This is a genomic window from bacterium (genome assembly GCA_030654305.1).
Lineage (GTDB): Bacteria > Krumholzibacteriota > Krumholzibacteriia > LZORAL124-64-63 > LZORAL124-64-63 > PNOJ01.
Genome location: JAURXS010000273.1, coordinates 1 through 14,237, shown reverse-complemented (window position 1 = coordinate 14,237; position 14,237 = coordinate 1). Strand labels below are relative to the sequence as shown.

The following is a 14,237-nucleotide window of genomic DNA, read 5'->3' as shown; positions in this document are numbered from 1 at the left end:
CCGACGGCCCCGGCCAGCGCCGCCCAGGCTTCCGGCCAGGTCGCGGCGCGCAGCTCGCCGTCGCGCCGCAGCAGGGGTTCGCTCAGACGCGACGCGACGTGGAGTTCCCGGTAGGTGTCGCGGCCCTCGTCGCACATCCAGGCGCCGTTGACCGCCGCGTTGCGGCGCGGCTTCAGCCGGTAGACGGTGCCGGCCTCGTGGTCGACGCGCACGTTGCAGCCGGTGGCGCAGCCGTGGCAGATCGAGGGCGTGCTCCTGAGCAGCCAGACCCGCTTCTTGAAGCGGAAGTCCAGGCTGGTGAGCGCGCCGACCGGGCAGATGTCGACCGTGTTCAGGCTGTAGGCGTTGTCCAGCTGGTGGCCGGGGGCGACGCCGATCTCGGCGCGGTCCCCGCGGTTGAAGATGCCCAGCTCGCCGGTGCGGGTGACCTCGTCGCAGAAGCGCACGCAGCGGCTGCAGAGCACGCAGCGCTCCTTGTCCAGCACGACGCGCGGCCCGATGACCTGCACCTTGGCCTTGTGCACCTTGTCCGACTTGCCCACCTCGGACTCGTAGAGCCCGTAGGTCATGTACTGGTCCTGCAGGCCGCACTCGCCGGCCTGGTCGCAGATCGGGCAGTCGACGGGGTGGTTGATGAGGTGCATCTCCAGGATCTGCTGCGCCGCCCGCCGCACCTTCTCGCTGCGGGTGTGCACCACCATGCCCTCGCGCACCGTCGTGTTGCAGGCGATGGTCAGCTTGGGCATGCCCTCCACCTCGACCTGGCAGAGGCGGCAGACGCCGGCCACGGACAGGTCGGGGTGGTAGCAGAAGTGGGGCAGCGCCTCCCCGCGCGCCTGGCGGCAGGCGTCGAAGAGCGACGTGCCCGCGGCGAACTCCAGCTCCGTGCCGTCGATCGTCACCTTGACCATGGGCTCAGCTCCTGATCTCCCGCGCCCAGCGGGAGTCGGGTTCGATCGTGCGGCGCCCCGCGGCCAGCGCCTCGAATTCGGGCCGGAAGCGCTGCAGGAAGCTGCGCATCGGCATCACGGCGGCGTCCGCCAGGGGGCAGATCGTCAGGCCGGCCATGCCGTCGCAGACCCGCTCGAGCAGCGCGAGGTCCTCCGGCGCGCCCTCGCCCCGGCGCAGGCGCTTCACGATCCGGTGCAGCCAGCCCGTGCCCTCGCGGCAGGGCGTGCACTGGCCGCACGACTCGTCCCAGTAGAAGTGCATGAGCACCTGGATCAGCTCCACCATGTCGCAGCGCGCCGGGATGACGATCATCCCGCCGGAGCCGAGCATGGTGCCGGCCGCGGCCAGGGACTCGTAGTCCAGGGCCGTCTCCATGGCCTCCGCGGCCGTCAGCACCGGGACCGACGAGCCGCCCATGATCACGGCCTTCAGCTCCTCGCCGTCGGCCATGCCGCCCAGCCAGTCCGTGAAGAACTCGCGGAACGGCAGGCCCAGGGGGATCTCGTGCACCCCCGGCCGGCGGACCGGGCCGCTGACGCTGAACAGCTTCGTGCCGGGCGACTTCTCGGTCCCGAACTTCCGGTAGGCGGCCGCCCCGTGCTCGAGGATCCAGGGCACGGCGGCCACGGTCTCGACGTTGTTGACAATGGTCGGCTGGCCCAGGAAACCGCTGACGGCCGGGAACGGCGGCTTGATGTTCGGCTGGCCCTTCTGCCCGGTCACCGAGTTGATCAGGCCCGTCTCCTCGCCGCAGATGTAGGCGCCGGCGCCCTTGTGCACGATCATCTCGAGCTCGTAGGCGCCGCCGAAGGCGCCCTGCCCGAGGTAGCCGGCGGCGTAGGCCTCGTCCACGGCCTTCTGCACGCGGTCGACCAGCCAGCCGAACTCGCCGCGGATGTAGATCACGCAGAGCTTCGCCCCGACCGCGAACGACGAGATCGCCGAGCCCTCGATCACCGCGTGCGGGTCGTAGTCCAGCAGGTAGCGGTCCTTGAAGGTGCCGGGCTCGGACTCGTCGGCGTTGACCATGAAGTAGACCGTCTCGGCGCCCTGCGGCACGAAGCCCCACTTCACGCCCGCGGGGAAGCCGGCGCCGCCGCGGCCGCGCAGCCCGGAGGCCTTGACCTCCTCGCGCACGGCGGGGGCGCCCAGCTCGCCCACCGCCCGCTTCAGGGCGCGGTAGCCGCCGTCGGCCTCGTACGCCTCCAACTTGTGGCCGTCGCGGCGGTCGAAGCGGCGCGAGAGGATCCGGTACTGGTCCTGGTTCATCCTACGCCTCCAGGTCCCGGTCGGTGTCCGGCCGGGGAGGATCGCCCCGGCGCAGGCCGTCGACGAGGGCGTCGGCCTTCTCGGGAGTCAGGTGCTCGTAGAGGTGCTTGCCCAGCTGCAGGCAGGGTCCCATGCCGCAGGCGCCGAGGCACTCGACGCCCTCCAGGGCGAACTCGCCGTCGGGCGTCGCCTCCCCCCGGCGGACCCCCAGCTTCCCCTCGAGGCGGGCCAGCAGCGGCTGCGCGCCCAGGATGTGGCAGCTGATGTTGTGGCAGACCTGCAGGACGTGGCGGGCCTGCGGCCGGTCGCGGTACATCGCGTAGAACGAGACGACCTCGCGGACCTTGGCCTCCGACAGCTCGAGCTGCGCCGCCGTCCAGGCGACGGCCGCGTCCGAAATGTGGCCGTCGCGGTCCTGGATCAGCCACAGGGTCGGCATCAGCGCGCTGCGCCGCGTCGGGTAGCGGGCGAGGATGCCCGCGAAGCGCGCGGCGTCCTGCTCGCCGAGCCCGAAGCCGGTCCCGTCCTCGACCGGAACGCTCATGTCACCGCTTCCTTTCTCACCTGTCCAGCTCGCCGGCGATGATGTTGATGCTGCCGAGGATCGCCACGGCGTCGGGGATCATCAGGCCCTTGACCATCTCCCCGAAGGCCGAGAAGATCGGGAAGCAGGGCGGGCGCACCTTGACGCGGTAGGGCCGGCCGCCGCCGTCGGACACGCAGTAGAAGCCCAGTTCGCCGTTGCCGCCCTCGCCGAAGCCGTAGGCCTCGCCGGCCGGCACGCGGGCGCCCTCCATGATCAGCTTGAACTGGTTCATGACGCCCTCGATGCTGCCGTACACCTTCTCCTTCGGGGGCAGCGCGAAGCGCGGGTCGTCGGTCAGGATCGGGCCCGCGGGCAGGCCGCGGCCGAGGGCCTGGCGGATGATCCGCGCGCTCTGGCGCATCTCCTCGATGCGGACCATGATGCGGTCGCGGGTGTCGCCGGCGGTGCCGACCGGCACGTCGAAGTCGTAGGTCTCGTACCCGTCGTAGGGCGCGTGCTTGCGCACGTCGTAGGCCAGGCCGGTCGCTCGCAGGCAGGGGCCGGTGAAGCCCCAGTCGAGGGCCTGCTCGGCGGTCATGGCCCCGATGCCCACGGTGCGGTCCAGGAAGATGCGGTTGCGGGCGACCAGGCCCGTCACCTCGCCGATGGCCGTCTCCAGCTTGACCAGGTTGCGCTCGATCGCCGCCTCGAAACCCTCGAACACGTCGTAGCCCAGGCCGCCGATCCGCGTGAAGTTGGTGGTCAGGCGCGACCCGCACAGCGGCTCGATGACGTCGTAGTAGATGCCCTCGCGCACGTTGTAGAAGTACCAGTAGTTGGTCAGCGCGCCGAGGTCCACCAGGTTGGCGCAGACGCAGACCAGGTGGTCGATGATCCGCGACAGCTCGCTGACGATCACGCGCACGACCCGCGCCCGCGGCGGGATCTCGGCGTCGAACATCTTCTCCACCGCGGCGCAGTAGACGCAGTTGTTCAGCATGGCCGAGACGTAGTTGAGGCGGTCGGTGTAGGGCATCACCTGCGCCCAGGTGTGGTCCTCGGCCTCCTTCTCGAAGCAGCGGTGCAGGTAGCCGATCTCGGTGCGGGCCTCGACGATGGTCTCGCCGTCGAGCAGCACCTCGGCCCGCAGCGCGCCGTGGGTCGCGGGGTGGCTCGGCCCGATGTTCACCGTCAGGAGGTCCGAGGGCAGGACCGCGCCGCGGGAGGCGTCGGCCCGGTGCGCCGCGAGCTCGATCTCGTGGTCCTGGATGAGCTTCTCCGGCGCGGAGAGGTACTGGCCGCGCTCGATCGGGTAGTCCTTGCGCAGGGCGTGCCCCTCGAACTCGTGGTGGCAGAGGATGCGGCGCAGGTCCGGGTGCCCGCGGAAGCGCACGCCGTACAGGTCGTAGACCTCGCGCTCGGCCCAGTCGGCCGAGCTGTACAGACCGGCCAGCGACGGCACGTCCCGCCCCTCCGGCGCGCGGACCTTGACCAGCAGGCGGTGGTTCCGCGACAGGGAGCGCAGGTTGTAGACGACCTCGAAGCGGTCGGGATCGTCGCGGTGGCCGGGCAGCTCGCTGCGGTCGACGCCGACGACGTCCAGCAGCAGCTCGCAGGCCTCGCGGCCCTTGAGGTGCGCGGCGACGGCCGGCAGGTCCTCGGGACCGACGACCACGGACTCGTCGCCGTGCTGCGAGCCCGTTTCCAGGATGCGCTCGCCGAACTCCGCCCGCAGGCGTTCTACCAGCTTCTGGCTCATGCGCTCCGTCCTGTGCGGTGGCGGTGAAGCGGCGACGGCGCTCAGGCGCCTGTCGCGGCGTCGTGGCGGCGGGCGGCCGGGACCAGCCCCTCCTGCCGGACCTTGTCCTGCAGCTTCACCAGGGCGCCCAGCAGGTTCTCCGGCGTCGGCGGGCAGCCCGCGACGTAGAAGTCGACCGGGATGATGCGGTCGATCCCCTGCAGCGTGGAGTAGTTGTTGTAGAAGCCGCCGCTGCTCGCGCAGACGCCCATGGCGATGACCCACTTGGGCTCGCACATCTGGGCGTAGATCGTCTTGAGGATCGGCGCCTGCTTGTAGGAGATCGTGCCGGCGACGATGAGCAGGTCCGACTGGCGCGGCGAGAAGCGCACCGCCTCGGCGCCGAAGCGGCTGATGTCGTTGTACGACGAGACCGTGCTCATGAACTCGATGGCGCAGCACGCGGTGCCGAAGGGCAGCGGCCACAGCGAGTACTGCCGCCCCCAGTTCACGGCCTGGCGCAGGCGCGTCGTCAGGTAATTGCTGGGGCTGTCGAGCGTCACTGCCATTCGAGCCCGCCTTTCTTCCAGACGTAGACGAAGCCGACGACCAGCACCGCCACGAAGGCGCCCATCTCGCCCAGGGCGAAGGCCGCGCGTCCCTCGGCGACCATGGAGCGGAACAGGATGGCCCAGGGGTACAGGAACACCGCCTCGAGGTCGAAGAGCAGGAACAGCAGGGCCACCAGGAAGAAGCGCACGAAGAAGCGGATCTGCACCGTGCTGCGGGCCGGGACGCCGCACTCGTAGGTCGTGGACTTCAGGCTGTTCGGCCGGTAGGGGCCCAGCCAGCCGCTCAGCCCCAGGAACAGCAGGGACAGCAGGGCGGCGGTGCCCACGACCATCAGGAGGGGGATCGCTTGTGCGCTCATCGCGGCAGCTCCTCGCCGTGCCGGGACCGGTTCCGGCGACCCGCGGGACCGGGCGCGTCGCCCGAATCCCCACGATCCTTGTCAAGATTTTCACAGCCGGTGCGTCAACCTACCACAGAATCCGGGCCTGTCAACCGGGTCGCGGGCCGCCCGGCCTTGCATCCGGACCCGCCGGAGCCTAGGCTGGACGCCTGCGGCTAGCGTCAACGCTCGTTCCGGGAAGGTAGATCCGGTGATCGTATTTCTCAACGGAAAGTATCTCGACGCCCGCGAGGCCCGCGTCGGGCTGTTCGACGGCGGCTACCTCTACGGCGACGGCGTGTTCGAGACGGTCCGCCTCTACGCGGGCCGGCCCTTCGACCTCGACGGGCACCTCGGCCGGCTGGCGGACAACCTCGCGGCGCTCGACTTCGCCTGGCGGCCCGACCCGGCGGCCATGGCCGTGATCGTCGCGGAACTGGTGCGGCGCAACGGCCTGTCCGGACGCGACGCCCGCTGCCGCCTGACCGTGAGCCGCGGCGGCTCGCCCGACGACCCGCTGCCCCTGGACGGCCTCGACTCGCTGGCCCCCACCGTGTCGGCCTGGGTCCAGCCGCTCGGCCCCCACCTGGCCGCCTGGCAGCGCGACGGCGTGGCGGTCGCCGTGCTGCGCGAGGGCTTCCGCCGCGGCAACTCCCCCGGCGTCAAGTCGCTGAACTACCTGCCGACGGTGCTGGCCCTGCGCGAGGCCGGCCGCCGCGGCTGCGCCGAGGCCCTGATCTGCGACGAGCGGGACCGGCTGCTCGAGGGCGCCACCAGCAACGTCTTCGTCGTCCGCGGGGGCCGCCTCGCGACCCCGCCGCTGTCGCGGGGGCTGCTCGGCGGCCGCACGCGCGCGCTGGTGCTCGACGCGGCGGCGCGGCTGGGCCTGCCCTGCGACGAGACCGACGTCACGGCGGCCGACGCCGCCGGCGCCGACGAGGTGTTCCTGTGCGGTTCGGTGAAAGAGATCGTGCCGGTGACGGCGGTCGACGGCGTCCCGGTGGGCGACGGCGCGCCCGGACCGGTCACGCGCCGCCTGCAGGAAGCCTACCGCCGAGGGGTCCGGGACTCCCTCGGCGGCGGCGCGGGCGGAGCGGCGGGGACGCCGGCCTAGTACTCGATCGCGTTGTAGTCGATGCGGGCGCTGTCGAGGTCGTTGCGGATCTGGCTCTGCGGGGGGCCGTCCTCGCGGCGCTCGGGCGGGGGCGCGTCGAGGGCCAGGTGGTCGCGCATCGTGCCGAGGTCGATGTACTCGTCCGAGACGGCGATCAGGTCGGTGCTCGTCATCTCCCGCAGCGCGCAGACCTCCACGTGCTTGCCGTGGCGCGAGACGCTCTCGACCAGGCGCACGAAGTCGCCGTCGCCGGAGCAGAGGATGACCGTGTCGAGTCCCGGCAGCATCTCGTAGATGTCGATGGCGATGTCCAGGTCGAGATTGCCCCGGAAGAAGCGCTGCTGCGTCTCGGCTTCGGTGAAGCTGCGCAGCTCCTTGGTCACGACGCGGAACCCGTTGAGCCTCAGGAAGTTGATGAAATCGATCTTCCCCTCGCTCTGGTTCGAGATGGCCGTGTAGAAGGTCGCGCGGATCAGTCGTCGGTCGCCGGCCAGCGCCTTGCACATCTTGATGTAGTCGAGCCGCATGTTCATGTGCTTGGCGCTGTAGTGGATGTTCTCGCCATCGATGAAGATGGCGATCCTCTCGCTGGGGTCGTGGCGATACATCGTCGGGCCTTTCGTTCGGATGTCGGAGTCGGGCGATTATACTTGCTTCCGGGCCCGTGATCATCGCCACGGCCCGGCGATGGCGCGAATATAGGCACGCCCGCGGGCGTCGGCAACCGCTCCGGTCGAGGTCGTTGCCCGCCAAGGCGAAACGCCCCCCCCGCGGCTGGAATTCCCCCGGCCGGGGGGCTATCTTCTCCCCCGTGGCCGGCCGCCGGCCGCATGGCTATTCCCGCGCCACCGCAGCCGGAGGGTCACCCATGAGCAAGCTCGTCGAATGCGTCCCCAACATCAGCGAGGGCCGCGACCGGGCCGTCATCGACGCCGTCACGGCCGTCGTCGCGGAGGTCGACGGCGTTTCGCTGCTGGACGTGGACCCGGGCGCGGAAACCAACCGCACCGTGATCACCTTCATCGGCACGCCCGACGGCGTGGCCGAGGCCGCCTTCCGCGTGGTGAAACGGGCCGCCGAGCTCATCGACATGTCGCGCCACCACGGCGCGCACCCCCGCCACGGCGCCACCGACGTCTGCCCGTTCGTGCCGGTGCGGGACGTGACGATGCAGGAGTGCGCCGAGCTCGCCCGCCGCGTCGGCGAGCGGATCGGGCGCGAGCTGTCGATCCCCGTCTACCTCTACGAGAGCGCGGCCGCGCGCCCGGAGCGGCGCAACCTCGCCGACGTGCGCAAGGGCGAGTACGAGGCGCTGCGCGAGAAGCTCGGCACCGCGGCTTGGGCGCCCGACTTCGGCCCCAACGCCTGGGACGAGCGCACCGCCCGCACCGGCGCGACCAACGTCGCGGCCCGCGGCTTCCTGGTGGCCTACAACGTGAACCTCAACACCCGCAGCAAGAAGCTGGCCGGGGAGATCGCGCTGGACATCAAGGAGGCCGGCCGCGCGCAGCGCGACGCCGCCGGCAAGATCGTCAAGGACGCTGCCGGGCAGACCGTGCTGGTGCCGGGCCCGTACCGGCTGCCGGCCTGCAAGGCCGTGGGCTGGGTCATCCCCGAGTACGACCGGGCCCAGGTCTCGATCAACCTCGTGGACACCACCGTCACCAAGCCCCACGAAGCCTTCGAGGCCTGCCGCGCCGCAGCGCGGGACCGCGGCGTGCGCGTGACCGGCAGCGAGCTGGTCGGGCTGATCCCCGAGGGCGACCTGCTGGCCGCCGGCGTCCACTACCAGCGACGGGCCGGCCTGTCGGCGGGCCTGCCCCGCCGCCAGCTCATCGAGACGGCGATCCAGAGCCTCGGCCTGCGCGACCTCGGCCGCTTCGAGGCCGACGACAAGATCATCGAGTACCGGGCCGGCCTGGTCGACGGGCCGCTGGTCGCGATGACCAACCGCGCCTTCCTCGACGAGCTGTCCACCGACTCGCCCGCCCCCGGCGGCGGCTCGGTCGCCGCGCTGGCGGCCGCGCAGTCGGCGGCGCTGTCGGCCATGGTCGCCAACCTCACCGTCGGCAAGGCGGGCTACGAGGCGGCGCAGGCGCGCTGCTGCGGGATCGCCGAGCGCGGCCAGGACCTCAAGGACCGCCTGCTGCGGGCCATGGACGACGACACCGCGGCCTTCAACAAGGTCATGGCGGCCTTCGGCCTGCCCCGCAGGACGCCCGCCGAGCAGCAGCAGCGCGGCCTCGCGGTGGCCGAGGCCACGCGCGGGGCCACGACGGTCCCGCTGTCGGTGCTCGAGGCCTGTCCCGAGCTGCTGGAACTGGCCGGGGAGATCGCGCGGATCGGCAACGCCAACTCGCTGTCCGACGCGGGCGTCGCCGCCCTGACGGCCATGGCCGGCGCCGAGGGCGCGTACTACAACGTCCTGATCAACCTGGCCGCGCTGAAGGAGCTCGACCAGGGCGCGGCGCCCGGCTTCGCCGACGACGCGCGGGCGCGGGCCGAGAAGGCGCTGGCGCGGTGTGAGGATTTGGCGGCGACGGTGCGGCGCGAGGTACGGGAGCGGCTGGCCGCGGCGCTGGGCTGATCTCGCGAACGGCTACGCAGAAGGCCGGCCTCCCGGAGGAGGCCGGCCTTGCCGTGACGGCGTGCGGGTCAGCGGAAAGCGGCTTTCACGCTCCCCCAATTCGCGGCTTCGTTGGCGATGCAGACGCCTTCGAGCTCGAACATCCCATCGTTGAATTCCGCGAGCATCAGCCCCGTGTCCAGGGCGGTGCCGTCGAATGTCCCGTCGAAGCCCCTGAGCCCCGCCATCTGGATGTGGACCGTACCGGCGATCGCCAGGAACAGATGTTCGCAGGTCAAGCCGTCGAGCCACACCGCGGGGTCGAATCCGACAGGGTCGACCGGCGGCGTGAAGTCGGTGATCCCGTCCACGAAGACGAACATGACGGTTCGGCCCAGGGCATCGACGGGATAATCCCCCTGCGGGATGATGTACCCCGCCCGACGCACCCACAACAGGGCCAGGTCCACGGTCTGGTCGGCTTCCAGGGCGGCTGCATACCAGAAGGCGGTGGTCGTGTCTGCGACCGTCACGTACTGGCCGCCCACGACCTGCTCGGTCTCGCTCGGCATGGGCGACACGGACAGGCAGCGGCCGGAGGCTTGGAATTCCCCGGCGTACTCCCCCCAAGGCAACTGCCGGTACTGGAAGCCCACCGTGCCGGCGTTGTAGTTCTCGGCCGTGGCAGCCGCCGGCAGGAACAGGGAACCGAGCAGAACGACAACGGTGACTCCGGACCCTAACCTGCAGCTCATGCGCACCTCCAGGCTCGTCGAACACGACAAGCGACCGACAACGATCCTATCACGATCCCAGGGATCACGAAAGCGATGGAGCTCCGCGCCCGCCCTTTCCCGTTGCAATCCGCCCCGCAACTCCCTAATCTGACCAGAGTTTCACCGCCTCGCCTCGCGGCGGCCACAATTCCCTGTCGCCCGGCCCGGCGACGAGCGCTCCCCTCCAACGGAAAGGCTGGCCCGACCCATGTCAGCTCCCCCCCCGACCACCCAGCAGAGCCCGCTGCGGGAGATCCTGCAACCCTTCGTCGATCTCGCCCACGCCCCGCGGGCGCTCTGGGGGATCAACCTCGCCTACTTCATCGAGGGCTGGGTCTACTTCGGCATGCTGGGCTACCTGGCGATGCACTTCTCGGACTTCATCTTCGAGGGCGTGCCGAACAACGACATCCACTCGCACCACATGGTCATGGTGCTGACCGCGGGCATCACGATCTCGATGTTCTTCCTGGGCTCGATCGCCGACCGCAAGGGCATCCGCCGCACGCTGCTGACGGCCTTCGTCTTCCTGCTGGCCGGGCGCATCGTGATGAGCGCCGCGCCGTCGGTGTTCCCCGACACGGGCCTCTGGTCCCCCCTGCACCTGATGACCATGGGCGGCATCCTGCTGGTGGTCGTCGGCTACGGCATGTACATGCCCGCGGCCTACGCCGGCGTGCGCAAGTTCACCAGCCCCAAGACCGCCGCCATGGGCTACGCCATGCTCTACGCGCTGATGAACCTGGGCGGCTGGTTCCCCTCGTTCATGAGCGGCGTGCGCCACTCCGTCGGCATCACCGGCGCCTACTGGTTCTACACGTCGCTGACGGTGCTGGCGCTGCTGGCGACGCTGTTCATCCTGACGCGCAAGGTCGAGCTGGCCGCCATCGCGCGCATCGAGCGGGAGAACGAGCAGGAACGGCTGGACTCCGGGCGCGCCGTCGACACCGCCGAACAGACGGCGGCCAAGGCCCTGGAGGCCTTCGATCCCGACCGCCGCGTGCCGATCCACCTGTGGGCGACCCTGGTGGCGATCGCCGCCAGCATCTACTTCCTGCCCGCGACCGCGCGGACCGCGGTGTGGGGCCTGATGGCGGCCACCACCGCGGTGCTGGTGCTTTACCGCCGCTGGGGCCTGCCCGCCTACCGCTGGCTGGCCAACCACCCCCTGTCGGACGCGAAGTTCTTCTTCTTCATCTTCGCCCTGATCCCGGTGCAGACCCTGTTCACTTACAACTGGCTGGTGCTGCCCCAGTACTTCGCGCGCGCCTTCACGGGCGTGGTCAGCGAGCGCTTCGAGCTGTTCTCCAACCTCAACCCGATCCTGATCTTCATCGCGGTGCCCATCGTCACCGCGCTGACCCAGAAGAAGAAGATCTACAACATGATGATGCTCGGCACCTTCGTGATGGCGGCGCCCGCCTTCCTGCTGGCCCTCGGGACCAACATGTGGCTGGTGCTCTCGTTCCTGTTCATCACGACGATGGGCGAGGCGATGTGGCAGCCGCGCTTCCTGCAGTACGCGGCGGAGATCGCCCCGGAGGGCCGCACCGGCGCCTACATGGGCGTGGCCCAGTTCCCCTGGTTCCTGACCAAGATGCTGGTGCCGCTGTACTCCGGCGCCATGATCCAGAAGTACTGCCCCGCCGAGGGGCCCCGCGAACCCCAGACCATGTGGCTCTACTACGCGCTGATCGCCATGGTCTCGACGGTCCTGCTGGTGGCCGCCAAGGGCTGGGCCGGCAAGGATTTCAAGGCCAAGGCCGTCTAGCGGCCGCGAAGCCCGACGCGACGAAGGGCGCCCCCCGTCCGGGAGGCGCCCTTCTCGATGTCGCGGCCGCGCCGGTCGCTCAGTCCGCCCGCGTCCCCTCCCGACGCTCGCCGTACCCGTAGTACTTGTGGTCGAAGTAGTAGGGCAGCACCTCGCCGAGGTTGTTGGCGACCACGCCGATGATGTTCGTGCCGACGCTGCGCAGGATGCCCACGCCGCGCTCGCACAGGTCGCGCGGCGTGCGGCCGGCCATCACCAGGTAGATGGCGCCGTCGCAGACGTCCACGAACTGCAGGGGGTCGCTGACCGGGACGACCGGCGGGCAGTCCAGCACCACCACGTCGTAGTCCTGCTTCAGCGCCTCGAAGACGCGGCGCACGCGGCCCTCCTGCAGCAGCAGGCTGGGGTTGTCGCCCGCGCGCCCGGCCGGCAGGAAGTCCAGGTTCGCGAGGTGGGTCTTGCGCGGCGCGATCGGGGCCTCGTCGCCCCGCAGGTACTCCGCGAGACCGGGGTGCAGGGCCACGTTGAAGACCGTGTGCTGCACGGGCCGTCGCATGTCGCCGTCGACCAGCAGGATCCGCTTCTGCATGTGGTGGGCCAGCACCTGCGAGAAGTGCAGGGCGAACAGGCTCTTGCCCTCCCCGCGCTCGGAGCTGGTGACCATGATGCAGCGCTTGCGCTCGAGATCCAGCTCCCGGTTCAGGCGGATCATCACCCGGCGCAGCTCGATGGCCAGGGGCGACTCGTTGTCGTACCCCGGCCGCCGCTTCGGTATCTTGGTTTTGATCGCCATGCCGTCCCTTCGCGCGCCTAGGCCAGCCGCGGGTAGAGCCACAGGAATCCGACCGCCGCCAGGGCCAGGATCGAGACCACGATCAGGGCCCACAGCAGGACCCGCCGGCGGCGGACCGTTGCGAACGGCGCGCCCTCGGTCACCACCGGCAGGGTGCCGATGACCTTCAGCCCCAGCGTGCGCTCGATCTGCCGCACGGACTTGAAGGAGCGGTCCATCATCTCGGCCACGACCACCAGGCCGAACCCGAGGGCCAGGGCCAGCGCGAAGCCCATCAGGCTGAGCTTGTTCTTGTCGGGTTCGATCGGCGTGTTCGGCCGGCGCGGCGTGCGGTACACCTCGATCCGGTAGCCGATCTCCGACATGCTGGCCGCGAGGCTGATGTTCTCGCGGTTGATGTCCTGCCCGATGGTGCGCAGCAGCTCCTGGGCGGCCTCGACGTCGCGCTGGAGCCCGGCCAGGGTGGCGGCCTGCTCCGGCTGGCGGGTCATGAAGTTGCGGTAGTCCTGGACGTAACCCGCGACGGCGCGGGCGACGGCGTCGTGGACGTCCGCGTACAGCAGCCAGAAGATGTATTGGGAGACCTGGCCCTGCCCGGCGGCCGCGAGGCTGGGGTACTCGGTGCGCACGCGGGCGCGCAGCTTCGTGTCCAACTCGAGCCGCTTGGTACCCACGAAATTCTGCTGCTCGACGGCGGTGCGGGCGCCGGTCAGCTGGGCCTCCTCGGCCGCGATCTCCAGGGCGATCATCTCGCGCACGAAGCCCGCGAACTCGGGCTCGGCCCGCACCTGGGCCGCCAGCTGGTCCGACGCCGGCAGCACGGCCCGCGACTCGGACTGACGCTGGGGCAGCGTCTGCTGGCGGTTGTCGCGCGCCTGCCGCTCGAGGCGGGTGCGGGCGATCTCGGCCTGGGCCAGGTTCTGCTCGTTGACGGGGTTGCCCGCCAGCGAGTTCGTCAGCATGGAGCGCTGGTAGTTGGTCAGGCGGCGCTGGGCCTCCGCCAGGTTGTTCTCGTAGTTCTCCCGCTGCTCGGTGAGGAAGTCGCGCGTGGTCGTCGAACGCGACTGGCGACCCTCCTGCTCCTCCTGGACGAACCTGGTGAGGATCTCCTGGGCGATCTTGTAGGCGTGGTCCGGGTTGGAATGGCGCACGCCGATGCGGAAGATGTGCGTGTCGTCGTTGTCGATGCGGATCCAGCGGTTGAGGCTGCTGACCAGGGCCTCGGCCGGCTCGCGGCCGGCGGCCTGGATGTCGAGGCGGTCCTGTTCGGTCAGCAGGTCCGAGGAGGTCAGGTCCAGATCGCGCACCAGCCGCTCCAGGAAGCGCGGGCTCGTGATGATCGAACGGATCAGGACCATCGTCTCGGCGTCGGCTTCCTTGGAGCGGGTGTACCGGGGCATCCCCTCGCTGAGGGTGCGCGAGGTCGTCTGCTCGGCGAGCACCTTGATCTGGCCGCCCGCGTAGTAGACCGGCTCCATGGTGCGGATCGCCACGAAGGCCATGCCCAGGCAGAGCCCGAACGGCACGATGAACAGCCACTTGCGCCGCAGGAAGGTGCGCAGCAGGTCCGCGGGGTTGAAGCCGCCGCCTTGCTGCTCGTCGTCCAGGTAGGGGTCCGTCGCCACGTCGCTCCCTCATCGTCAGGGTCGTCGTCGTCGGTCTCGTCGATCTGGGGCCGGCCGGCGACCGGCGGAATCCAGGACAACGTAGCCCAAGACACCGATCCGTTCAACGGCGCATCCTGGCCACGCCGCAGAGCCGCTTCAACGCCGGCGGGCCGG

Annotated in this window: 13 protein-coding genes; 3 read left to right on the top strand and 10 right to left on the bottom strand. The window is 70.4% G+C overall.

Features of this window, described 5'->3' with window-relative positions; genetic code table 11:
• From Q7W29_07870 to Q7W29_07845, 6 genes are all read right to left on the bottom strand, one after another.
• Window positions 1-911: 2Fe-2S iron-sulfur cluster-binding protein (locus Q7W29_07870; GenBank protein ID MDO9171732.1), on the bottom strand; the 911-nt coding region annotated here is incomplete at its 3' end.
• A gap of 4 nt (window positions 912-915) precedes the next feature.
• Window positions 916-2,220, bottom strand: coding sequence for an NADH-quinone oxidoreductase subunit NuoF (nuoF, locus tag Q7W29_07865; GenBank protein ID MDO9171731.1), 1,305 nt, complete (start codon window positions 2,218-2,220; stop codon window positions 916-918).
• Between the two features lies 1 nt (window position 2,221).
• A complete protein-coding gene (locus tag Q7W29_07860; protein MDO9171730.1) occupies window positions 2,222-2,764 on the bottom strand; it encodes an NAD(P)H-dependent oxidoreductase subunit E in 543 nt (180 codons plus the stop codon).
• Window positions 2,765-2,780: 16 nt separating this feature from the next.
• Window positions 2,781-4,505, bottom strand: coding sequence for an NADH-quinone oxidoreductase subunit D (locus Q7W29_07855; protein MDO9171729.1), 1,725 nt, complete (start codon window positions 4,503-4,505; stop codon window positions 2,781-2,783).
• A gap of 41 nt (window positions 4,506-4,546) precedes the next feature.
• Window positions 4,547-5,053 carry an NADH-quinone oxidoreductase subunit NuoB gene (gene nuoB, locus Q7W29_07850; GenBank protein ID MDO9171728.1) on the bottom strand — a complete coding sequence of 169 codons (507 nt, stop codon included), beginning with the start codon at window positions 5,051-5,053 and terminating at the stop codon, window positions 4,547-4,549.
• The gene (locus Q7W29_07845) at window positions 5,044-5,415 is read right to left on the bottom strand and encodes an NADH-quinone oxidoreductase subunit A (GenBank protein MDO9171727.1); all 372 of its coding nucleotides are present in this window, start codon (window positions 5,413-5,415) and stop codon (window positions 5,044-5,046) included. The genes nuoB and Q7W29_07845 overlap by 10 nt, the downstream gene beginning before the upstream one ends.
• A gap of 232 nt (window positions 5,416-5,647) precedes the next feature.
• On the opposite strand from Q7W29_07845, the gene Q7W29_07840 reads away from it, so the two are divergent.
• Complete coding sequence (locus Q7W29_07840) at window positions 5,648-6,550, top strand: aminotransferase class IV (protein ID MDO9171726.1); 903 nt, start codon at window positions 5,648-5,650, stop codon at window positions 6,548-6,550.
• On the opposite strand, the gene Q7W29_07835 is transcribed toward Q7W29_07840, so the two are convergent.
• A complete protein-coding gene (locus tag Q7W29_07835) occupies window positions 6,547-7,158 on the bottom strand; it encodes an NYN domain-containing protein (GenBank protein MDO9171725.1) in 612 nt (203 codons plus the stop codon). The genes Q7W29_07840 and Q7W29_07835 overlap by 4 nt on opposite strands.
• Window positions 7,159-7,418: 260 nt before the next feature.
• On the opposite strand from Q7W29_07835, the gene ftcD reads away from it, so the two are divergent.
• The gene (gene ftcD, locus Q7W29_07830) at window positions 7,419-9,137 is read left to right on the top strand and encodes a glutamate formimidoyltransferase (protein ID MDO9171724.1); all 1,719 of its coding nucleotides are present in this window, start codon (window positions 7,419-7,421) and stop codon (window positions 9,135-9,137) included.
• A gap of 68 nt (window positions 9,138-9,205) precedes the next feature.
• On the opposite strand, the gene Q7W29_07825 is transcribed toward ftcD, so the two are convergent.
• Complete coding sequence (locus Q7W29_07825; protein MDO9171723.1) at window positions 9,206-9,871, bottom strand: hypothetical protein; 666 nt, start codon at window positions 9,869-9,871, stop codon at window positions 9,206-9,208.
• Window positions 9,872-10,100: 229 nt separating this feature from the next.
• Between Q7W29_07825 and Q7W29_07820 the strand changes: the two genes are divergently transcribed.
• A complete protein-coding gene (locus Q7W29_07820) occupies window positions 10,101-11,663 on the top strand; it encodes an MFS transporter (protein ID MDO9171722.1) in 1,563 nt (520 codons plus the stop codon).
• Between the two features lie 79 nt (window positions 11,664-11,742).
• Here the strand turns inward: Q7W29_07820 and Q7W29_07815 are convergent, their stop codons facing one another.
• Window positions 11,743-12,456 carry a CpsD/CapB family tyrosine-protein kinase gene (locus tag Q7W29_07815; GenBank protein ID MDO9171721.1) on the bottom strand — a complete coding sequence of 238 codons (714 nt, stop codon included), beginning with the start codon at window positions 12,454-12,456 and terminating at the stop codon, window positions 11,743-11,745.
• A 17-nt stretch (window positions 12,457-12,473) separates the two neighbouring features.
• Window positions 12,474-14,081 (bottom strand): hypothetical protein, encoded by a 1,608-nt coding sequence (locus tag Q7W29_07810; protein MDO9171720.1) that lies wholly within the window; start codon window positions 14,079-14,081, stop codon window positions 12,474-12,476.
• Between the last annotated feature and the right edge of the window lie 156 nt (window positions 14,082-14,237).

What these genes read in the sequence shown, in the direction of transcription:
- nuoF (MDO9171731.1), bottom strand. Translation starts at nt 2,220, where the DNA reads ATGAACCAGGACCAGTACCGGATCCTCTCGCGCCGCTTCGACCGCCGC.
- Q7W29_07860 (MDO9171730.1), bottom strand. Translation starts at nt 2,764, where the DNA reads ATGAGCGTTCCGGTCGAGGACGGGACCGGCTTCGGGCTCGGCGAGCAG.
- Q7W29_07855 (MDO9171729.1), bottom strand. Translation starts at nt 4,505, where the DNA reads ATGAGCCAGAAGCTGGTAGAACGCCTGCGGGCGGAGTTCGGCGAGCGC.
- nuoB (MDO9171728.1), bottom strand. Translation starts at nt 5,053, where the DNA reads ATGGCAGTGACGCTCGACAGCCCCAGCAATTACCTGACGACGCGCCTG.
- Q7W29_07845 (MDO9171727.1), bottom strand. Translation starts at nt 5,415, where the DNA reads ATGAGCGCACAAGCGATCCCCCTCCTGATGGTCGTGGGCACCGCCGCC.
- Q7W29_07835 (MDO9171725.1), bottom strand. Translation starts at nt 7,158, where the DNA reads ATGTATCGCCACGACCCCAGCGAGAGGATCGCCATCTTCATCGATGGC.
- ftcD (MDO9171724.1), top strand. Translation starts at nt 7,419, where the DNA reads ATGAGCAAGCTCGTCGAATGCGTCCCCAACATCAGCGAGGGCCGCGAC.
- Q7W29_07825 (MDO9171723.1), bottom strand. Translation starts at nt 9,871, where the DNA reads ATGAGCTGCAGGTTAGGGTCCGGAGTCACCGTTGTCGTTCTGCTCGGT.
- Q7W29_07820 (MDO9171722.1), top strand. Translation starts at nt 10,101, where the DNA reads ATGTCAGCTCCCCCCCCGACCACCCAGCAGAGCCCGCTGCGGGAGATC.
- Q7W29_07815 (MDO9171721.1), bottom strand. Translation starts at nt 12,456, where the DNA reads ATGGCGATCAAAACCAAGATACCGAAGCGGCGGCCGGGGTACGACAAC.